Origin of the sequence: Winogradskyella alexanderae (assembly GCF_020166335.1) — a bacterium.
Taxonomy (GTDB): domain Bacteria; phylum Bacteroidota; class Bacteroidia; order Flavobacteriales; family Flavobacteriaceae; genus Winogradskyella; species Winogradskyella alexanderae.
In genome coordinates this window covers 38,288-59,250 of sequence record NZ_JAIUJR010000003.1, presented here as the reverse complement: position 1 = coordinate 59,250, position 20,963 = coordinate 38,288, and the positions used below count along the sequence as shown (strand labels likewise).

Here is a 20,963-nt window from a genome sequence, read left to right as displayed (position 1 = left end):
TTACAGTCTGCTTTTGTATGTATCTGCCCAAACATAAAACTCATTGGCTTTATCGATATTATTTAACAACATATAAGACCAGCCTAAATACTCATTAATATCAACCAAATCATAACAAAGATCCCACGCCCAATCTTCATCTTGCATCTGATTGGCATAATTGTATTGCTCTATGTAGCTATTAAGCTCTGGTATTAATCCATTAATCAGTTCTGTTGTTATATTATATCCAGTATTTCTATTAATATTATCGCTTGAATTTAAATAAGCTTCAGCCAGATATAATATAGAATCGAGTATTAAAATATCGTCTGGATCTGCAAGATTTGTATACTCGACAGCCTTATTCAATGGGGAAATAGCATTATCAAACCATCCTAAATCGAGGTAAAGCTCACCAATAAGCGTATAACTGTCCGCCAATTCTTCATAATAAGCCATGCCAGTTGCTTCAAGTTTAATGACTTCTCTTTCAAATGCCATAATTGCCTCTTCATAAGTAGCATATCTGATTGGTTGCGCATTTGAACCTGTAGTATATTGTTGACCTGCTGTATGACTTGTTCTTACAACCGCCTTTAAATCCCGATGACCTTCACGCCCACCTCCTTGAGTAACTGCAGCCTGATTAATAGATACCGGAACTTCATCTGTAATTATAACACGACCTTCTGAAGTTGAAATTCTGACAGCCTTGCTCTTATTACCTGCCGCTTCAACTGTAAATTGTGTACCCTCAGCATGAGCCCAAGTATATCCGTTACCTGCTCTGTAAAAACCAACTTTATTTTTAACATCGTTCAGTGCATGTTGTACAGTACCTTTTAAAGTCTGTGCTTTGATCCCACTATTGTCTACTATTACCTTTAGGGTAGAATTAGGATGCATAATCTGAGTCTGTCCTTTATAAAAAACCGAAATGGATGTATTTGCATGTGTCGTAAATGTTGTACCTGATGGATATTTCTTAGCATAATCAATAACTACATTACCCGTATATGCTTGTTTTCCAGGCTCAAGAATGGTTAAATGTGCTTGATTTGATTTTTGCCATCCCGAATTTGTATTAACTTGCATACCAACTATTTGAAATTGCGGAAAGCATGCGATAGGAAACAAAATAAAACACAGAAATAAGAGATCTGTTCTTAAACTTATATAACTAATGTGTTTTGTTGATTTAGTTTTCATAGTATTTGAAATTGAGTTAGTTAGTTTTCGTAGCTCATTAAAGGTACAAAAATATTCTCTTGATTATCAAAAGATTAAACAAAAGCTAGCCTTTTTTGTGCCCTTATAATTTCTAAATATTTATATAAAGGTTTATTTATGTTCTTAAAGAAGTTGGCATAAATACATCAGATTGGTCCTTGAAAAACAAGACATACAAAGAAGAACTAAAAACTGTGAGTTTTAAATTTTTATTTAACATATTAATTATGAATTAATTTATGCAGAGTCAAAATAATGATTAACAGGCATAAAAAAAGACCATCAATTCTGATGGCCTTCTTAAATCTTATAATTTTTTGTTTAAAACATCTCTCTACCCGAGAAATGAAATGCCCCTTCTATAGCAGCGTTGTCATCACTATCACTTCCGTGTACGGCATTTTCGCCAATAGAAGCCGCATACAATTTACGTATCGTTCCCTCAGCTGCCTCAGCTGGATTAGTCGCTCCAATTAATGTTCTAAAATCTTCAACCGCATTTTCTTTCTCCAAAATTGCTGCAACAATTGGACCTCTTGTCATGTATTCTACCAATTCTCCAAAAAATGGACGTTCCTTATGTATTGCATAAAACTCCTGTGCATCCGCCTTTGTCATTTGCGTAAGCTTCATTGCTACTATTCTAAAGCCTGAAGCCGTTATTTTTTCTAAAATTGCGCCAATGTGTCCTTTTTCAACAGCATCTGGCTTTAACATTGTAAATGTTCTGTTAGTTGCCATGTAATGTTTTTTAAAATGTGGTGCAAAAGTAATGTATTTCTTTAATTTATCAAGTCTCTAATTTTAATAAATCTTTATCATTTCAAAATCATAAATTCCGTTCTTAGATTGTAAAAAATCGTATCTTCGTCAACTATGATTACAGGTGCTATTTCAGAAATAAAATCACTTTTAGGCAAGCCCAGCAATATTGTAATTGTACCACACAAAAATCCCGATGGAGATGCCATGGGCTCGACCTTAGGCCTGTACCACTATCTCTTAAAATGTAAGCATGACGTTGTGGTTATTGCACCTAACGACTATCCCGATTTTATAAAATGGCTACCAGGTGATGAAACGGTTTTAAAATATGAAAACCAGCCAGAAGTTACTGCTTCATTGATTAACCGAGCATCTGTCATTTTTACATTAGATTTTAACGCATTGCATAGAGCTGGTGACAATTACGGAGATTTAATTGAGGCATCTGATGCCATCAAAGTTATGATAGACCATCACCAACAACCTGATGATTATGCCAAATATACCTACTCAGATGTTAGCATGTCCTCGACAAGTGAAATGGTTTATAATTTCATTGAAATGATGGGTAATTTAGATGCTATAGATGCAACCATTGCGACATGTTTATACACAGGCATAATGACAGATACCGGTTCGTTCAGGTTTCCGTCAACAACAAGCAGAACACATCATGTAGTTGCAGACCTAATTGATAAAGGCGCCAATAATGCCGAGATTCACAACAATGTTTACGATACCAATAGTTACAGCAGATTGCAATTATTGGGCAGAGCCATGCAAAATTTAAAGGTTGTTCCTGAGTTGCGAACAGCTTACATCAGCTTGTCTCAAGCAGAATTGGATAGTTTCAATTTTAAAAAAGGCGATACTGAGGGATTTGTAAATTACGGTCTCTCTCTGAAAGGCATAATATTTGCCGCAATTTTCATTGAAAATAAGGCAGAAGGTATAGTAAAGATTTCTTTCAGAAGTAAAGGCGAATTTTCCGTGAATGAATTTGCACGTGCTCATTTTAACGGAGGAGGTCACACTAATGCTGCTGGTGGCAGGAGTCAAAGTACTCTTGAAGAGACAGTTGATAAATTTATTAGTATATTACCACAGTATAAATCACAATTGTCCCAAAAATGAAAAACCTATTTATAATAGTAATAATCCTAATAACATTTTTTAGTTGCAAATCACCTGAGGCGCGTGTGCCAGTATCGGTTAAATCGGGCTCATTCTTAAAAGAGTCTGCAGAACGCAACAAAAAACTCAATGCACTGGAAGAAAAGAAGATTCAATCCATTATGCAAAATAATCCAGAGCACGATTACATTGCATCAGAAAATGGGTTTTGGTACTTCTATACCAGTAAAGTAGAAGCAGATACCTTGCAACCGCAGTTTGGCGATATTATAGATTTTGATTTTAATGTTTCAAATTTAGAAGGTTCTGAAATCTACGCATCAGAAAACAAAACCTACGTCATGGACAAGGAAGAGTTGTTTACAGGTCTCCGTGAAGGCTTGAAACTCATGAAGCCCACGGAAAGCGTGACTTTTATCTTTCCTTCTCAAATAGCTTATGGCTACTATGGCGATGATAATAAAATTGGAACAAATGTTCCTTTAATTTGTGAAGTAACCTTAAATACTATAATTGAAAACAATGATTAAAAAAACACTTACAGCGTTTGTTGTATTACTCGTTTTGGTAAGTATTTCTTGCCAAGAGCGTTATCCTGATTTAGAAGATGGTCTTTATGCAGAAATCGAAACTACAAAAGGCACAATGGTCGCAAAACTTTTTTACGATAAAGTACCTGTAACCGTTGCCAACTTTGTAGCATTGGCAGAAGGAAATCATCCTATGGTTGAAGAGCAATATAAAAATAAACCGTTCTATGATAGTTTAACCTTTCATCGCGTTATGGACAACTTTATGATTCAAGGTGGAGATCCATTAGGTAATGGTACAGGAACTCCAGGTTATAAATTTGTGGCTGATTTTAGTCCAGATTTAAGACATGATAAACCCGGAATCTTATCCATGGCAAACGCAGGTGGTATCAATACTAATGGCAGTCAGTTTTTTATTACTGAAAGACCCTATCCTAGAGGTGATATTTATGATCAAAGTGGCAAGTTAAAACCTTGTGATCAACCAGGTGTAAGTTGCCATTCTGTGTTTGGAGAATTGGTGATTGGACTTGATGTCCAAGACTCCATTTCTAACGTGAAAGTAGCAGGACGAAATAAGCCTGTGGAAGATGTGGTGATTGAAAAAGTAAACATTATCAGAAAAGGCAAAGACGCCAAATTCTTTGATGCACCGAAGGTATTTGAAGAAGAAATGCCAAAAGTTGAAGAAAAATTCATGGCTATTAGAGCAGAAGCTAAAGAACAGGCTGAACAAATGGCAATGAAAGCAAAAGAAGAATGGTTGAAGAAAAACGAAGCCTTAGACGGTCGTAGAATTGACTCACCAACTGGAATGGCTATGATTTTTACCTATGAAAGTAACGGTGTGAAACCAGAACCAACCCAAAGCGTAAATATTGATTGCGCTGGCTATTTTGAAGACGGCACCCTTTTCTGGACCACATGGAAAGAAATTGCGGAAAAGAATGGCAAGTACGACGAGCGCCAAGATAAAGCAGGCTATTACGCACCATTTGCAATGCCATACAATGAAACTGCAAGTTTAGTTGCTGGATTTAGGGAAGCAATGCTTAACATGAAGATTGGTGACAAAGCGAGAGTCTTTATACCTTATTACTTAGGTTATGGCGATGCTGGAAGACCACCCGTTATTCCTGGAGGAACAAACCTTGTATTTGATATTGAATTGGTAAGTATTAAAAACTAAGATCTAATAGAAAAAAAAGCAGCTTTATCGCTGCTTTTTTTATGCCCTGTTTTTAGCTTGCTTTTGGTATGTTTTCTAATATCTCTAGCACAAATGTCCAATACTTTTGTGCTGACGATATTTGTGCACGTTCATCTGGTGAGTGTGCGCCCTTAATGTTTGGACCAAAGCTTATCATATCCATTTCTGGGTAATTAGTACCAAGTATACCGCATTCCAATCCAGCATGACAGGCAGCAACATGTGGTTTGGCGCCATTGTTTAGACGTTCGTAAATAGGAACCATAACCTTTAAAATATCTGAATCCATGTTTGGTGCCCATCCTGGATAATCTCCAGAAAGTTCAACAGAAAATCCCGCTAATTCAAAAGAAGCGCTAAGAGCATTGGCTAAATCAGCTTTTGTGCTTTCAACAGAGCTTCTTGTTAGGCAACCAATTTTTATGTTGCCATCCTTTACAATAACACGTGCGATATTATTAGACGTTTCCACTAAATCCGCAATATCAGGACTCATTCGATAGACGCCGTTGTGTGCTGCATAAACGGCGTGCAATAACTGATTTTGCGCTACAGTATCCATCATTTTTTCAGGTAAATCTGTTTTGCTCACCAAAATTTCTAATTCGGGCTCAAGAGACTTATACTCGTGCTTTATAGTTTGGCCTAAAGCTTCAATTTCTGACAACACGGTTGCTTCTTTGTTATTATCTACAACTATTACGGCAACACTTTCCCTAGGAATAGCATTACGCAAACTTCCCCCATCTATCTCAGCGACTCTTACAATTTTATTCACAACATGCAACAATCGATTCATAATCTTATTGGCATTTCCTAAACCTTCGTGTATTTGCATACCGGAATGGCCACCCTGTAAGCCTTTTACTTCAATTTTATAAGCACTATAATTTTCAGTTACATGTTCTTCATTGTAAGTTCTGGTAGCAGTTACGTCTACTCCTCCTGCACAACCAACACCAATCTCATCATCTTCCTCAGTATCTAGATTTAAAAGTATTTCACCTTTTAGAATACCACCTTTAAGCCCCTTAGCACCAGTCATACCAGTTTCCTCATCAATCGTAAATAAGGCCTCCAGAGGTGGATGGGCTATACTATCACTTTCTAATATGGCCATGATTGTAGCCACTCCAAGACCATTATCGGCGCCTAAGGTTGTACCTCTGGCTTTTATCCAATCACCTTCAACAAACATATCTATACCTTGCGTATCAAAATCAAAAACAGTATCGTTATTTTTTTGATGCACCATATCTAAATGCGACTGCATAACCACTGGCTTACGGTCTTCCATACCTGGCGAAGCAGGTTTTCTAATTATGACATTCCCAACCTCATCCTCTAAAGTTTCTAAGCCTAAGTTTTCGCCAAAATTTTTCATGAATTTAATGACGCGTTCCTCCTTTTTGGATGGTCTTGGTACAGCATTTAAATCTGCAAACTTGTTCCATAATTCCTTTGGTTTTAATGCTCTTATTTCTGCACTCATATCTATCAAATTTAAGTTTTACAAAATTACAAAACGATATGCGTTATTGTAAATCTATAGACCATAACTTTTGCTTATTTTTGGACTATGCAAAAAAATAAAAGACTTGTTTTTGTTATTCTTTTTGTAGCTCAAATTCTACTGAACAATGTATTAAAACATTACCCGGAGTTTGTAGAGCGATACTACAGTCATGGCATCTATATATTTCTTTCTAAATTAATGCGGTATACATTCGGCTGGTTACCGTTTTCAGTGGGTGACCTATTCTACACGGTGGCGTCAATTTATCTCATAAGATGGTTGATTGTTAACCGAAAACGAATTATAACGGATACTAAAAATTGGCTTTTAGATGTGGGTGCTACCCTATCCATAGCTTTTATTGCCTTTCATATACTTTGGGCTTTCAATTATTATAGGCAACCACTTCACAAATCGCTCAATCTTGAATCCGATTATACTACGCACGCCCTTGTAGATTTAACAGAACGTCTGATTAAAAAATCAAATGATTTTCACAATAAATTAAGTCCAGGAAATGACTCACTTAAAATTGAAATCCCTTATTCCAAATCTGAAATTTTTGACATGGTCCAAAATGGGTACGATGAATTGGCAAAAACATATTCACACCTAAAATATGAGCCTACAAGTATTAAAAAATCAATCTACAGTATACCATTAACTTATATGGGTTTTTCGGGATATTTGAATCCTTTTACCAACGAGGCACAAGTAGATGGCCTGATTCCTGTTTATAAATTTCCAACAACCTCCTGCCATGAAGTGGCACACCAATTAGGATATGCCGCTGAAAACGAAGCTAACTTTTTTGGTGGTTTGGCTGCAATACATAATAAGGACAATTATTTTAAATATGCTGGATATACCTTCGCCTTGAGATATTGTCTTTCCGAATTATTTAGACGGGATGCCGATATATATTACAGTATTTTGCCAACTTTAAATTATGGCATTATTAGAAACTATCAAGAAATACAAACCTTTTGGATGGATTACGAAAACCCTTTAGAACCTTATTTTGAAAAAACGTTTGATCGCTTTTTAAAAGCAAATAACCAATCAGATGGCATGAAGAGTTACAACTATGTTGTCGCTCTATTTGTAAATTATTTTAAGGATAGACCTTTATAAACCAGCGTTCTCAATAAAAATTTAAACGTTAAAAATTCTTAAGGAAAAGTAGACACGACTCATATATCCTTATCTTTAGACTTCTAATTTAACTAACTGACATTTTATGATGAAAAGAACTGTATGGCTGCTCATTTTTATGTGCAGTATTTCCTTGTTTGCACAAGAATACTTCCCAAGTAATTCTGGAGTAATTGCAAACAACACCAACTACACTGCATTAATAAATGCAAAGATTCATGTATCTCCAACAACAGTTATTGAAAAAGGAACCCTTTTGATTAAAGAGGGTAAAATTGTTAATGTTGGAGCGACCATTTCGCTACCTAGCAACACCACAAAAATTGATTTGAATGGTAAATCGATTTATCCATCGTTTATTGACATTTACACATCTTATGGTTTAAATAAACCTAAACGTGCTACTGGTAACCTACCACAATACGAGGCAAGCAGAAGTGGTTTCTATTGGAACGACCATATTATGCCCGAGCAAGATGTCATGGCCAGCTTTAAGTATGATGATAAAATAGCATCTGAAATGCACAAATTAGGTTTCGGTGTTGTTAACACCCATATGCCAGATGGTATAGTGAGAGGCACAGGTGCGTTGATTGCCTTAAACAACAATGCCGACAATTCTATGCGCGTTTTAGATGGTGAAACTTCCCAGCATTTATCTTTCAATAAGAGTGTTGCGTCACGACAGTCTTATCCTTCATCCTTAATGGGTAGTATGGCCTTGCTAAGACAAATGTACAATGATGCCAAATGGTACGCTGATGGAAATGTAGATACGAGAGACCTTTCATTAGAAGCTTTGAATAAAAATAAAAATTTACCTCAAATTTTTGAAGCAAATGGTAGGGCTAATGTATTGCGTGCAGACAAGGTAGGCGATCAATTTAACATCCAATATATAATTGTTGGTGGTGGTGACGAATACGAACGTATTAACGAGGTAAAAAGTACCAATGCAACCCTAATATTACCAATCGATTTTCGATTGGCTTACGATGTTGACAACGCATTTTTAGCAAAAACACTTTCATTAAGTGACATGCGTGCTTGGAATCAAGAGCCACATAACCCAAGACTTTTAGCCGAAAACGGAATAAGCTTTGCATTGACCACACATGGTTTAAAATCTAAAAAGTCCTTTAAGGATAATTTAATGAAGGCCATAGAGAGTGGCCTATCAAAACAAACAGCGCTTGAAGCTTTGACTACCGTACCTGCAAAACTATTAGGAAAATCTAATGAGATAGGAACATTAAAAGCAGGAAGCTATGCTAATTTCTTAATTACAAGTGGTGATATTTTCGACAAGAAAACTAAACTCTATGAGAATTGGGTTCAAGGAACACCTCATATTATAGCGAACATGAATGTTAAGGATATTGATGGCGATTACAATTTTAATTTGGCAGGCAAGGTATATGACCTAACGATATCAGGAAGTATTTCAAAACCATCAGCTAAATTGATAAGCGGTGATAAAGAACTAGGAATAAAACTAAATTACAGTGACGACTGGGTAACCTTGACGTTCAAGACTTTAGACACCACTAAGACTGAATATATAAGAGTTGTAGCAAGTGCCACTGATTCCAATAGTCTCAATGGAAAGGCTACTTTACCCAATGGAAATGAACTCTCATTCTATGCGAAAAAGGCTAAAAAAGAAGTAGCTCAAGATAAAATGGATGATAAAAATACGGAAAGTAAGCCAGAGGATGAGCCATTCATAAGTCCAATCACCTACCCTAACCTCGCTTATGGTTTTTCAGAAAAACCAAAGTCTGAGACCTTACTTTTTAAAAATGCAACGATTTGGACCAACGAATCAGATGGTGTTCTTAAAAACACCGACCTTCTTATTAAAGATGGTAAAATTGCTAAAGTTGGAAAAGACATAACCGATAAACGTGCAAAAGTTATTGATGCCTCAGGAAAACATATTACAGCAGGTATCATTGATGAACATTCGCATATTGCCGCAGCTTCTATAAACGAAGGTGGCCACAATTCATCAGCAGAAGTAACTATTGAAGACGTTATTGATGATGAAGATATTGACATTTACAGAAACCTTGCAGGAGGTGTAACATCAATACAAATATTACATGGCAGTGCCAACCCAATTGGTGGCCAATCTGCAATCATTAAACTTAAATGGGGCGAATCTGCAGATGATCTAGTTTACGACAAAACACCAAAATTTATAAAATTTGCCTTGGGTGAAAATGTAAAGCAATCTAGAAGTCGTTTTAACGTGCGTTTCCCACAATCGCGTATGGGTGTGGAGCAAGTTTTCATGGACTACTTCAGTAGAGCTAAAGCATATGATGAACTTAAGAAAAGTGGTAAACCATACAGAAAGGATACCGAAATGGAAGTTCTTTCTGAGATTTTAAATAAAGAGCGCTTCATTTCTTGTCACTCTTACGTACAGAGCGAGATAAATATGCTCATGAAGGTGGCAGAACAATTCGACTTTAACATCAACACCTTCACTCATATCCTAGAAGGTTATAAGGTGGCTGATAAGATGAAAGCACATGGTGTTGGTGGTTCAACATTCAGTGATTGGTGGGCCTATAAATATGAGGTTAATGATGCAATTCCTTACAACGCAGCAATTATGCATAATGTTGGAGTTGTGACTGCTATAAACAGTGACGACGCCGAAATGTCGAGAAGATTAAACCAAGAAGCGGCCAAATCTGTAAAATATGGTGGTGTCAGTGAAGAAGACGCACTGAAATTTGTGACGCTAAATCCGGCCAAATTATTACACCTTGATGATCGTGTAGGAAGTATTAAAGTAGGTAAGGATGCCGATGTCGTATTATGGTCTGACCATCCATTGAGTATCTATGCGAAAGCCGAAAAAACAATTATTGAAGGAACTACCTATTTTGATATTGATAAGGATAAGCAGATGCGTGAAGCCATTAAAAAGGAAAAAAGCACATTGGTTAATCTGATGCTGAAGGAAAAGAACAAGGGTTTAAAAACCCAACCTGTGAAGAAAAAGGAGAAGGTTCTCCTTCACTGTGACTCAATGGATTTTAATACAACAGAAAAAAAGTAAGGCAATGAAAATATTAAAACAAATTACTACTATCATAACACTGTTGTGTTTTACAATCTGTTTCGCACAACAGACACCTGCTTCAGATCAAGTTAAGGATTTTGCAATTGTTGGAGCAACCGCTCATATTGGTAACGGTGAAGTCATAGAGAATTGCATTATTACATTTTCCAATGGAAAAATAACAAGAATTGCTTCTAATGATGTTACCACTTCATTAGCTTCAAATCATGAAATTATAAATGCTGATGGTAAGCACGTTTATCCTGGATTTATTGTTTCCAATGGAACCCTAGGTCTTGTGGAAGTAGATGCTGTAAAAGCATCTAATGACCTTTCAGAACTAGGAACATACAATCCACATATTAGAAGTATTATAGCTTACAATGCGGAGTCTAAAGTAGTAGAATCTATGAGACCTAATGGCGTCCTTTTAGGTCAAGTTGTTCCGAGAGGCGGACGCATCACAGGAACCTCATCTGTTGTTCAATACGATGCCTGGAACTGGGAAGATGCGGTCATTAAAATGGATAATGGTCTACATATCAACTGGCCAAATAGTTTTAGTAGAGGTCGTTGGTGGTTAGGTGAAGATCCAGGTTTAAAACCGAATAAAAACTATTCAAAACAGGTTAAGGAATTAGGAGATTACTTCAATGAAGCAAAAAGCTATAATAATGGCGATAAAAAAGAACCGCATTTACCTTTTGACGGCTTGGCTGGTGTTTTTGATGGCTCGAAAAGATTATATATCAATGCCAATGATGAAAAGAGCATAACAGATGCAGTAAACTTTGCAAAAGCCCAAGGTATAAATAAAATTACAATAGTTGGTGGCTATGAGGCTGGTAATATTACAAGCTTTTTAAAACAGAATAATGTTTCTGTATTCTTAAGACGTGTTCATACTAGACCAAATAATGAAGATGATGATTATGACCTTCCATTTAAATTGGCTAAACAATTAGTTGATGATGGTGTATTAGTTGCCCTTGAAACAAGCGGTCAGATGGAACGTATGAATTCTAGAAACTTGCCATTTTATGCAGGAACAACAGTTGCTTATGGTTTAACCAAGGAACAAGCACTACAACTCATAACACAGAATCCTGCAAAGATTTTGGGTATTGATGCTATGTACGGAACTTTAGAGGAAGGTAAAAGTGCAACGCTTTTCATTAGTGAAGGTGATGCCCTTGACATGCGAACCAATCAAGTAATTCATGCCTTTATCGACGGTAGAAAAGTCAGTCTGGAAACACATCAAACGAAATTATGGAAGCGCTATTCTAAGAAGTATGGCGTAGAAGACTAACATAAAAAAGCGAGCGTAACAGCTCGCTTTTTTATTCCTTATGTTTTAGGAAATTAATCTATAATTTTAGCGGTTTCAGGTTTAATAAATAAACTGGCATCAGGTGCAATGTCAGATATTTGTATATCCTCAAAGACTACTGTATTTCGCTTTTCTGTTGGTACATTATTTTCAAATTTGTACCAATCTATACTTTTAGGTAACACCAAACCATTTACCGTTTCCCAGTTATTATATCGAATATAATGAAAGTCCTTACTTCTTTCATTCTTACCGAAGGTTACTGTATAAGCTAACCATTCCATTTTCCCTGATGCTTCATCATAATACAATATGTATTGATCGTCTGGCGATTCACCAACTCCAGACTCATAGGAAATAAGAATACCAGGATAGGCCTTGCCTTCAAATGTGAGCGGTTCAACTTCTTCATAGATAATACCGTTGTCGCCAAGAATAAAAGGCATGGCATAGAAATACATCATTAGGCCTTTATAAAATCTAGCATTTCCATTATACGCTTCACCATTCTTTTCGTCTACCCAAAGTGTTTTACCATCAAATCCCAAGGCATATGATGGTGTTTCAATTCGTTCTGCTCTAGTTTTTAAATCGGTGGTAGTTATTTCTTTACCATTTGGTTTATTAATAGTAAAGGAGAGCGTTTGCATTTTATTCCACGTATCTATACCACCATGGGCTTCAAATACCTTTGTAATGGATTCTGGATATATGCTAGTTGTTATATCTTCCTTAGTAATCTCATCGATCACTGTAGATTCAATTTTATTATCATTTTTGCACGCTGTGACTAAAACCATTAAAAGAAGTACTGCTAAAATGTTTTTCATGTTCAGTTTGTTTCTCACTTTGGACGTTAAACAAACGCCAAAATTACAGTACTTTTGCTATAATTATGATTAAGGCCATTACAAGCACACAAAATCCATTAATAAAACAACTCGTTTTATTAAAAGACAAATCGCGTGAACGTAGAAAAACAGGTCAGTTTTTAATTGAAGGTAAACGCGAATTATCGTTAGCAATAAAAGGTGGCTATAATATTGAAACACTTCTTTTCTATCCCGATTTTTTTTCTGAAAGCGAAGCCAAGGCAATGTCACGTTATGGAATTGAGATTATCGAAATCTCCTTAGATGTTTTTCAAAAACTAGCGCATAGAGAAACAACGGAGGGGATCATTGCGCTTGTTAATTCAAAATCACATCAATTAGAAGAACTTCAATTAAAATCTAAAAATCCTTTGATTCTGGTTGCAGAGGCTCCTGAAAAACCAGGTAATATTGGAGCTTTATTACGTACAGCAGATGCGGCAAATGTCGATGCTGTAATTATTGCTAATCCAAAATCGGACTTGTATAATCCAAATATTATACGCTCCAGTGTAGGTTGTGTATTCACCACGGAAATTGCATTGGCAAGTACTAATGAAGCCATAGAGTTTCTAAAGAAATACAACTTCAATATTTTCGCTGCTATACTTCAAGATTCACAACCCTATCATAAACAAGATTATACCCTACCAACGGCAATTGTAGTTGGTACTGAGGCTACAGGTTTGACCCAAGAATGGCGAGATGCGTCAACACAGAAAATTAATATCCCAATGCAAGGTATAATTGATTCTATGAATGTGTCTGTTGCCGCAGGAATCCTTATTTTTGAAGCCAAAAGACAACGCGATTTTAAATAGCATGACTGCACAAACCCTTTTCTACATTGTTCTTGGAATATTAACGATCAATTTTATTAAGGATAAAATTCTTAATGCACTAAATGCTAGACATTATAATGACCCAATTCCAGTCGAATTGGACGATGTTTATGATGAAGAAGCTTATAAAAAATCACAAGCCTATAAAACAACTAACTACGGCTTTAATCTATGGACATCATTGTTTTCTTTTGTACTCACTTTTGCATTTTTACTGCTAGATGGTTTTGAATTTGTAGATAATATTGCCCGCGATTATTCGGAGCATCCGATTGTTAATGGTTTATTATTTTTTGGAATTATCATGATTGCAAGCGATATAATAACCACGCCCTTCTCCTATTACAAAACCTTTGTTATCGAGGAAAAGTTTGGCTTTAATAAAACCACTAAAAAAACCTTTATTGTAGATAAGATTAAGGGTTGGTTAATGATGATTATTCTTGGAGGTGGCATTCTTTCAATAATTATTTGGTTTTATCAATTAACTGGCGACCAATTTTGGCTTTATGCATGGGTAATAATAACTGTTTTTACAGTGTTGATGAATATGTTTTATTCTAAACTCATTGTACCGCTATTCAATAAGCAAAAACCGTTAGAAGATGGTGAACTGCGCCATAAAATTTCAGATTATGCAAAATCTGTAGGATTCAGTCTCAGTAAAATATTTGTCATTGACGGGTCTAAACGAAGTACTAAAGCCAATGCCTATTTCTCAGGGTTTGGTAGTGAAAAACGGGTCACATTATATGACACCTTAATTAATGATTTAGATGATGATGAGATAGTCGCTGTTTTGGCTCATGAAGTTGGTCATTATAAAAGGAAGCATATCATTTATAACCTCACAACTTCTATTTTACTTACTGGACTTACATTATTTGTTTTATCCATATTTATATCCAATCCCCTGCTGTCTAATGCAATAGGTGTGGCAAAACCAAGTTTTCATGTTGGACTGATTGCCTTTGGACTGCTCTATTCTCCTATTTCCGAAATTACCGGTTTAGTAATGAATTATGTCTCAAGAGTTTTTGAATATCAAGCAGATGATTATGCTAAAGCAACGTATAAAGCTGCACCATTAATTACCTCATTAAAAAAACTATCAAAAAATAGCCTTAGTAATTTAACGCCCCATAAAGCCTACGTGTTTATGCACTATTCTCATCCAACACTATTGGATAGAGTGAAAAATCTTAGCAAATAAGGTCGTTTGCCTTTAATGCTTCATTAATTTATGTACTGTTTTATCTTAATTGTATATCTTTAAATCAAGTAACCATGTTTATTTGTAATAGTACACAAATAAAACTACTAATATGTCAGATCAATGAAACAAATCCTATTTATACTGGTAATAGTTCTAGTTATTCCTACATCAAGTTGTAAAAATGAAAACAAATCCAATGACACCATGAAAAAAAGCACAAAAACATGGGAAATAGATTTCTTTGATGATTTCGACACCTTCAATCCCGATAATTGGCAGGACCAAAGAATCTGGGTAAATAATGAAAATCATTGTTATGTGCCAGATGGTGAATATGGTACAAGAGAGGTAAGCAATAGCACCCTTAAAATCAAAGTGGTTAAAATAGACGAGAAGCGACCATGTGATAATTTTGACAAACACGGAAATCAACATCCTGATACAGAATATGTAGCCGGACGGATTTGTTCTAAAAACCGAAAGGAATTTGTAAAAGGAAAATGGACCGCCCGTCTCAAATTATCAAGCAATGGAGAACCTAGTATGTTTCCAGCATGGTGGTTACTTGGTGCACAAAATAATGAACCACCCGTACAAGAAGAAGATGAAACTATTTGCTGGCCTCTTACCGGTTCTGGAGAAATTGACATATTTGAACATCATGGAGACCATATGAAAGACGAATTTACTACTGGTGCCATAGTTAGTTTAGGGGAATGTGATAAAGGAGATTGGCAAAGCAAAAGGCGTAATTTCCCTGCTACACTTAATGAATTTCATGAATATTCTGTAGAATGGGAAGACAGTGATCTCGTCTATCGTTTAGATGGAAAAGAAGTATATCGTAACGAAGGGGAAGGTGACAAATATCCAGAACCTATGTTTGCGATATTAAATTTTGCAAAAATCACGGACTCACCAATGGAAGGAGAATGGGTTATGGAAGTTGATTGGGTTAAGCACGAATACAGAATGTGATTGAATTATGAGATACAGTATTATTACAATAGTATTTTGCCTGGTGTTTACCAATTGCACTCAAGTACAAAATACCGAGACTCAGAAGAAAGAAGAGACCAATATCACATCAGATTCGGCAAAAAGCACCATGCTTGGTAAAGAATCTGTTGTTTTTACAACAGCGAGCGATACAGAATTAAGGCTTGAAAAAACCAATACGGTAATATTTGAAACTGCATCACAACCTTTGGAAAATGAAGTTTCAGTTTTTGTAAATCCTAAGAAATCTTTTCAATCTTTTCTTGGTATAGGAGGCGCAATAACAGATGCATCTGCAGAGGTTTTTGCGCAATTACCTATTGAAAAACAAGAGGAATTTTTAACTGCATATTATGATAAAGAGAAAGGAATAGGATATTCACTCTCGCGAACTCCAATACACAGTTGTGATTTTAGTAGTCACAGTTATACTTATATTGAAGAAGGTGATAAAGAACTAAACACGTTTAGTATTGAACACGATAAAAGGTATAAAATTCCGCTAATTAAAAAAGCAATTAAAGCCGCAGGAGGTGAATTAATGCTTTATGCGAGTCCTTGGAGTCCACCAGCATTTATGAAAGACAATAATAACATGCTCCAAGGAGGTAAGTTACTTCCGGAATACTTCGAATCTTGGGCACTTTACTATGCAAAGTTTATTAAAGCCTATGAGGACGAAGGAATGCCAATCTGGGGCATTACCATTCAGAACGAACCAATGGCAGTTCAGCGATGGGAGTCATGTATATATTCAGCGGAAGAAGAACGCGATTTCTTAAAAAATCACCTTGGCCCTACTTTAGAGAAGGAAGGATTAGGTGATAAAAAAATAGTCGTATGGGACCATAACAGGGATTTAATTAATCATAGAGCCAATACTATTTTTGAAGATCCTGAGGCTTCAAAATATGCCTGGGGCATAGGGTTTCATTGGTATGAGACTTGGGCTGGTGGAGATCCTATGTTCACTAACTTAGGTAACATAAATGAATCTTTTCCTACAAAAAATCTATTATTTACAGAAGGTTGCCAGGAAGGTTTCAGAAGTGATAGGTATCAATTCTGGAAGCATGCCGAGCGCTATGGTCGGTCAATAATCAATGATTTCAATAACGGAACCGTTGGTTGGACCGATTGGAACATTTTATTAAACGAAAAAGGAGGTCCTAACCATGTTGGCAATTATTGTTTTGCACCAATTCATGGAGACACGCAAACAGGAGAGTTAATCTATACGCCTACCTATTATTACATTGGTCATTTCTCAAAGTTTATAAGACCTGGAGCAAAAAGAATAAGCACTGTAAGTAGTAGAAGCCACCTATTGTGTACATCTTTTGTTAATGAAGACAATAGTATGGTCAACGTAGTAATGAACCAGAGTGATGAAGCCATTGATTATAAACTTTATGTTGGTGAAGCTGAAGCCATTTCAATGAATATTCCAGCACATGCCATTCAAACGATTATTACCAACCTATAAGTTGTTTAATTATTATAACCTATTCACGATAAGGCCAAACTTAAGAAAAAACTATAACGAAAGTCATAGGGTTATATGGATGGGGCGAGTTAAGAATCATTATTAGAATACTACGGTGTAATAAAACCCTTTTTTTCATATAGCTGAAACTACTTTTGAAACCATTGTCTGGAGGAAAGATAAAATAATTCAAATGCTCGTTCAACCTGTAAATAAGGAACTAGGGCTCATTTAAACTTAAGTCAATCATATTATTTATCTTTAGTTGGAATAAAAATCAATCAATTTTCTTTTTCAATATATTCAATGAAAACGCCAATCGGAATACTCCTGTTATTTGCCCTAGTATTAAGTTGTCAAGAAAGCGAAAATTCAAACCTTAGTGAAACTTCAGAAGGAATCCCTAATATTGTTGGCAAACAGGAATATTTGAATTCGCCTTATGTCACGGCTGGTAATAGGGTGTACATGGTTGGTCATCAAAACGGATCTTTTCCGGATATAGGATGGCACATCAAAGGAGAAATGGGTGGTATTTGGAATCACCCAATTAAACTCATGGATGGGTTCACTATCACTTTGTTTGATAATCAAGATACTTTAAGTTTAGACAAAGCAGATCGTTTTACAAACTATCCTATGGCAAGTAAATTCGATTATACCTGGACCAAAAGGAATATTGAAATCGAACGATGGCAATTTGCCCCAGATGACAGACAAGGCGCCGTTGTACAACTTGTAATTAAGAACTTAGGTGCCGAGCAAAAATTAAAATTGAAATTCGAAGCGGTATCCGACTTAAGACCAACTTGGTTAGGGGAACGCACAAACATGTTTAATGGTAAAGATGTAGCTGAATTTGATGATGATAACCAAATTTGGAAAATAAAAGACAGCCTTAATGAGTGGTATACATTATTTGGATCAGAATTAGAATTTGATCAAAAGTCATCATTTAACTCCTCAGTTACTCAAAATAAAACGTCAAGAAATGGCATTGAAGATGTTCTCTTTTTGGAAAATGGTCAAACACATATTATAAATTATATAATTGCGGGTTCATATATTTCTGAAGAAGATGCTTTGAGTACTTTTGAAGCTCTAAAAAACAATATTAAGACAGATTTTATTTCAAAACGAGATCGGTACAGGACTTTGGCAGAACAATCAAAACTTACTGTACCAGATAAAAATATTGAGCAAGCCTTTGAATGGCTAAAATATAATTGTGATTGGCTTGTTAGAAAGGTACCAGAAATCGGAACGGGTATCACAGCAGGTATACCAGACTATCCTTGGTGGTTTGGCGTGGATAGTGAATATGCTCTAAAAGGCTATATGGCAGTTGGGCAGAGAGACGCTACATACAGTACTATAAAACTATTAGATAGTTTATCTGAAGCTACTAATGGAAATGGAAGAATTATCCACGAAGTATCTACCAATGGCGCTGTTTTCAATGAAGGTAATATTAATGAAACACCTCAATTTGCTTCGCTTATATGGGAAGTTTACCAGTGGAATGGCGATAAGGAATTCTTACGAACCTACTTTCCTACAATAAAGAAAGGACTACATTGGTTAATGACAGAAAAGGACTTGGATAACAATTTATTCCCTGACGGTTATGGTATGATGGAAATCCATGGTATGGATAGTGAAATGATTGATGTTGCTTCTTATACCCAACGTGCTTTCGATGATGCGTCTAAAATCGCTGAAGAGCTAGGTGAGAAAAATCTAGCAAAAGAATACCGAAAAACGGCAAACGCACTGAAAATCAAAATTAATACTGAATTCTGGTCTGAAGATTTTAATTCATATGCGGATTTTATAGGGACAGATCAACAAGCATTGCGTTTGATAGACGATGCCATTAAAAGAGCCCAATCACTAAATAAACCCTGGGCTGTAGAAGAACTAGAGACTACTAAAGCAACAATATTGAAAAATCCATCAGATAAACCAAGACCATTTGTGTTGCACCATAATTGGGTGGTTAATACGCCAATGGAAATGAATATTGCAGATGAGGATAAAGCAGAGAAAGGATTAAAAACAGCAGAAAAATTTGTAAATCCCTTTGGTGTTTTTGTTACGGGAATAGATAGAGATGAATCTGTTGGCTCGGACGACGGCTCATTCAAAGGCACAAAGGTCTTTTCTTATACTGGTGCTGTCATGACCTTACCAACCAGTGTACAGGCCGTTGCAGAAAACAATTACGGAAATCCTGACCAAGCACTAAATTATATCCAACGTATGACGAGAACCTTCAGCTTTGCATTTCCAGGCAGCATTTATGAGGTTTCTCCAGATTATGGAATGATCACACAAGCTTGGAATATTTATGGCTTTGCTATTCCAATAGTTCAACAGTTTTTCGGAATTAATCCTCAAGCTCAAAACAAAAAAGTTATCATTCGTCCACAAATGCCAACAAAGTGGGATAACGCATCAATAGAAAATGTAATTGTTGCTGATAATACCATTTCAGTATACTATTCAAAATCAGATGGAAAACTAAATCTAAAGGTACTTCAAAACAATCCTAATTGGGAGGTAGAACTAATTCTTCCGAAAACAGTTGGAAATATCTCTTATGAATTTACTCAAAGTTCAGAAGAACTAATTCCTAATGACAATTCATATGTCGTAAAATCAAAATCAAAAAAAATAGAATTAATGTTAAGCTATTAAAACATGAAAAGCATTTTCATAACCCTTATACAATTGTGTTTCCTATTCAGTTTAAATGCACAAAATCTCATCGGAGCCTGGGAATCGTATTCCTCTTCATCTGAGGGTGAACCATTAAAAAGTGTATTAATTCTTGCTGATGGGTATCAAGTATTAACAATTTATAATATGGCCACAGGGGAATTTGTACATACAAACGGTGGCTCTTGGAAATTAGATGGCAATATTATAACAGAATTGGTAGAGTTTCATACTGATGATCCTGGAAAAATTGGTTCTGAATTTAGTTTTAAGGTTGAACTTACCAATAATGAAATTAAAATCGTAGATCGGGCGGAAGTCTTTAAAAGAATAGATGATGGCACTCCTGGAGATTTGCAAGGTGCGTGGTTAATGTCGGGAAGAGTAAGAGATGGCAAAACACAATTACGAGACACGGAAAGGCCAAGAAAAACTATGAAAATTTTATCAGGCTCTAGATTTCAGTGGGTTGCTTACAATACGGAAACAAAGGAGTTCAAAGGTACAGGAGGAGGAACATACACAACAAAAGATGGTATTTATACTGAAAATATTGAGTTCTTTTCTAGAGATAAAACCAAGACTGGTTTAAGTTTAAAATTCGACTATGAATTAATTAATGGTGACTGGCACCATAAGGGATTATCCAGCAAAGGGGATCCCATACACGAAATTTGGAGTACAAGAAATAAATAGAAAATGGCTGGTCATAAATATACCGGTAAAGCTACATTAGTTATTGGCATTTTAGGGACCTTGGCAGTTATAATTCTGATTTTTCAGAATTCTTTGGTGATTGGGATATTTGGTACTATAGCAAGTCTGGGAGTTACCATTAAAGGCTACCAAGATTATAAGACTTCAAAGCAAAAATAAATTTAAAAAGACTT

The 20,963-nt window shown here is 35.8% G+C and carries 17 protein-coding genes; 13 read left to right on the top strand and 4 right to left on the bottom strand.

Annotation, left to right across the window (positions count from 1 at the left end; translation table 11 throughout):
- Both LBU54_RS06005 and LBU54_RS06000 read right to left on the bottom strand, forming a co-directional pair.
- A complete protein-coding gene (locus LBU54_RS06005) occupies nucleotides 1-1,191 on the bottom strand; it encodes a tetratricopeptide repeat protein (protein ID WP_224527206.1) in 1,191 nt (396 codons plus the stop codon).
- Nucleotides 1,192-1,533: 342 nt separating this feature from the next.
- Nucleotides 1,534-1,953, bottom strand: a complete 420-nt coding sequence (locus LBU54_RS06000; protein WP_224527203.1) for a nucleoside-diphosphate kinase — start codon at nucleotides 1,951-1,953, stop codon at nucleotides 1,534-1,536.
- Nucleotides 1,954-2,088: 135 nt separating this feature from the next.
- Here LBU54_RS06000 and LBU54_RS05995 point away from each other — a divergent pair, with 135 nt between their 5' ends.
- From LBU54_RS05995 to LBU54_RS05985, 3 genes are read left to right on the top strand one after another with little or no spacing between them, the layout of a single operon-like run.
- Nucleotides 2,089-3,111, top strand: coding sequence for a DHH family phosphoesterase (locus LBU54_RS05995; protein ID WP_224527201.1), 1,023 nt, complete (start codon nucleotides 2,089-2,091; stop codon nucleotides 3,109-3,111).
- Nucleotides 3,108-3,641 carry a gliding motility-associated peptidyl-prolyl isomerase GldI gene (gene gldI / locus LBU54_RS05990; RefSeq protein WP_224527198.1) on the top strand — a complete coding sequence of 178 codons (534 nt, stop codon included), beginning with the start codon at nucleotides 3,108-3,110 and terminating at the stop codon, nucleotides 3,639-3,641. The genes LBU54_RS05995 and gldI overlap by 4 nt, the downstream gene beginning before the upstream one ends.
- Entirely contained in the window at nucleotides 3,634-4,833 is a 1,200-nt protein-coding gene (locus LBU54_RS05985; RefSeq protein WP_224527195.1) for a peptidylprolyl isomerase, read from the top strand. Before gldI ends, LBU54_RS05985 begins: the two co-directional genes overlap by 8 nt.
- Nucleotides 4,834-4,885: 52 nt before the next feature.
- Here LBU54_RS05985 and LBU54_RS05980 read toward each other — a convergent pair whose 3' ends face one another.
- Nucleotides 4,886-6,346: an aminoacyl-histidine dipeptidase gene (locus LBU54_RS05980; RefSeq protein ID WP_224527192.1), complete on the bottom strand. Its 1,461-nt coding sequence runs from the start codon at nucleotides 6,344-6,346 to the stop codon at nucleotides 4,886-4,888.
- A gap of 87 nt (nucleotides 6,347-6,433) precedes the next feature.
- Between LBU54_RS05980 and LBU54_RS05975 the strand changes: the two genes are divergently transcribed.
- The 3 genes from LBU54_RS05975 (at nucleotide 6,434) to LBU54_RS05965 (ending at nucleotide 11,916) form a co-directional block, all read left to right on the top strand.
- Nucleotides 6,434-7,504, top strand: a complete 1,071-nt coding sequence (locus LBU54_RS05975) for a DUF3810 domain-containing protein (protein WP_224527189.1) — start codon at nucleotides 6,434-6,436, stop codon at nucleotides 7,502-7,504.
- Between the two features lie 106 nt (nucleotides 7,505-7,610).
- Nucleotides 7,611-10,601, top strand: coding sequence for an amidohydrolase family protein (locus LBU54_RS05970; protein ID WP_224527186.1), 2,991 nt, complete (start codon nucleotides 7,611-7,613; stop codon nucleotides 10,599-10,601).
- A gap of 4 nt (nucleotides 10,602-10,605) precedes the next feature.
- Nucleotides 10,606-11,916, top strand: coding sequence for an amidohydrolase family protein (locus tag LBU54_RS05965; protein ID WP_224527183.1), 1,311 nt, complete (start codon nucleotides 10,606-10,608; stop codon nucleotides 11,914-11,916).
- A gap of 53 nt (nucleotides 11,917-11,969) precedes the next feature.
- Here LBU54_RS05965 and LBU54_RS05960 read toward each other — a convergent pair whose 3' ends face one another.
- A complete protein-coding gene (locus tag LBU54_RS05960; RefSeq protein ID WP_224527180.1) occupies nucleotides 11,970-12,767 on the bottom strand; it encodes a DUF6503 family protein in 798 nt (265 codons plus the stop codon).
- Between the two features lie 65 nt (nucleotides 12,768-12,832).
- Between LBU54_RS05960 and LBU54_RS05955 the strand changes: the two genes are divergently transcribed.
- From LBU54_RS05955 to LBU54_RS05925, 7 genes are all read left to right on the top strand, one after another.
- Nucleotides 12,833-13,630, top strand: coding sequence for a TrmH family RNA methyltransferase (locus LBU54_RS05955; RefSeq protein ID WP_224527178.1), 798 nt, complete (start codon nucleotides 12,833-12,835; stop codon nucleotides 13,628-13,630).
- Nucleotide 13,631: 1 nt separating this feature from the next.
- Nucleotides 13,632-14,864: a M48 family metallopeptidase gene (locus tag LBU54_RS05950; RefSeq protein ID WP_224527175.1), complete on the top strand. Its 1,233-nt coding sequence runs from the start codon at nucleotides 13,632-13,634 to the stop codon at nucleotides 14,862-14,864.
- 123 nt (nucleotides 14,865-14,987) lie between these two features.
- Entirely contained in the window at nucleotides 14,988-15,845 is an 858-nt protein-coding gene (locus LBU54_RS05945; RefSeq protein WP_224527171.1) for a glycoside hydrolase family 16 protein, read from the top strand.
- Nucleotides 15,846-15,852: 7 nt separating this feature from the next.
- Nucleotides 15,853-17,352: a glycoside hydrolase family 30 protein gene (locus LBU54_RS05940; RefSeq protein WP_224527169.1), complete on the top strand. Its 1,500-nt coding sequence runs from the start codon at nucleotides 15,853-15,855 to the stop codon at nucleotides 17,350-17,352.
- A gap of 306 nt (nucleotides 17,353-17,658) precedes the next feature.
- A complete protein-coding gene (locus tag LBU54_RS05935) occupies nucleotides 17,659-20,052 on the top strand; it encodes an amylo-alpha-1,6-glucosidase (protein WP_224527165.1) in 2,394 nt (797 codons plus the stop codon).
- 3 nt (nucleotides 20,053-20,055) lie between these two features.
- On the top strand, nucleotides 20,056-20,769 hold the full coding sequence (locus LBU54_RS05930) for a membrane or secreted protein (protein ID WP_224527163.1): 714 nt from the start codon (nucleotides 20,056-20,058) through the stop codon (nucleotides 20,767-20,769).
- Between the two features lie 3 nt (nucleotides 20,770-20,772).
- Nucleotides 20,773-20,949, top strand: coding sequence for a hypothetical protein (locus LBU54_RS05925; RefSeq protein ID WP_224527160.1), 177 nt, complete (start codon nucleotides 20,773-20,775; stop codon nucleotides 20,947-20,949).
- The last annotated feature ends 14 nt before the right edge of the window (nucleotides 20,950-20,963 follow it).

Excerpts from the sequence above, each read along its gene's own strand:
- LBU54_RS06005 (WP_224527206.1), bottom strand. The coding sequence starts at position 1,191 with ATGAAAACTAAATCAACAAAACACATTAGTTATATAAGTTTAAGAACA.
- LBU54_RS06000 (WP_224527203.1), bottom strand. The coding sequence starts at position 1,953 with ATGGCAACTAACAGAACATTTACAATGTTAAAGCCAGATGCTGTTGAA.
- LBU54_RS05995 (WP_224527201.1), top strand. The coding sequence starts at position 2,089 with ATGATTACAGGTGCTATTTCAGAAATAAAATCACTTTTAGGCAAGCCC.
- gldI (WP_224527198.1), top strand. The coding sequence starts at position 3,108 with ATGAAAAACCTATTTATAATAGTAATAATCCTAATAACATTTTTTAGT.
- LBU54_RS05985 (WP_224527195.1), top strand. The coding sequence starts at position 3,634 with ATGATTAAAAAAACACTTACAGCGTTTGTTGTATTACTCGTTTTGGTA.
- LBU54_RS05980 (WP_224527192.1), bottom strand. The coding sequence starts at position 6,346 with ATGAGTGCAGAAATAAGAGCATTAAAACCAAAGGAATTATGGAACAAG.
- LBU54_RS05975 (WP_224527189.1), top strand. The coding sequence starts at position 6,434 with ATGCAAAAAAATAAAAGACTTGTTTTTGTTATTCTTTTTGTAGCTCAA.
- LBU54_RS05970 (WP_224527186.1), top strand. The coding sequence starts at position 7,611 with ATGATGAAAAGAACTGTATGGCTGCTCATTTTTATGTGCAGTATTTCC.
- LBU54_RS05965 (WP_224527183.1), top strand. The coding sequence starts at position 10,606 with ATGAAAATATTAAAACAAATTACTACTATCATAACACTGTTGTGTTTT.
- LBU54_RS05960 (WP_224527180.1), bottom strand. The coding sequence starts at position 12,767 with ATGAAAAACATTTTAGCAGTACTTCTTTTAATGGTTTTAGTCACAGCG.
- LBU54_RS05955 (WP_224527178.1), top strand. The coding sequence starts at position 12,833 with ATGATTAAGGCCATTACAAGCACACAAAATCCATTAATAAAACAACTC.
- LBU54_RS05950 (WP_224527175.1), top strand. The coding sequence starts at position 13,632 with ATGACTGCACAAACCCTTTTCTACATTGTTCTTGGAATATTAACGATC.
- LBU54_RS05945 (WP_224527171.1), top strand. The coding sequence starts at position 14,988 with ATGAAACAAATCCTATTTATACTGGTAATAGTTCTAGTTATTCCTACA.
- LBU54_RS05940 (WP_224527169.1), top strand. The coding sequence starts at position 15,853 with ATGAGATACAGTATTATTACAATAGTATTTTGCCTGGTGTTTACCAAT.
- LBU54_RS05935 (WP_224527165.1), top strand. The coding sequence starts at position 17,659 with ATGAAAACGCCAATCGGAATACTCCTGTTATTTGCCCTAGTATTAAGT.
- LBU54_RS05930 (WP_224527163.1), top strand. The coding sequence starts at position 20,056 with ATGAAAAGCATTTTCATAACCCTTATACAATTGTGTTTCCTATTCAGT.
- LBU54_RS05925 (WP_224527160.1), top strand. The coding sequence starts at position 20,773 with ATGGCTGGTCATAAATATACCGGTAAAGCTACATTAGTTATTGGCATT.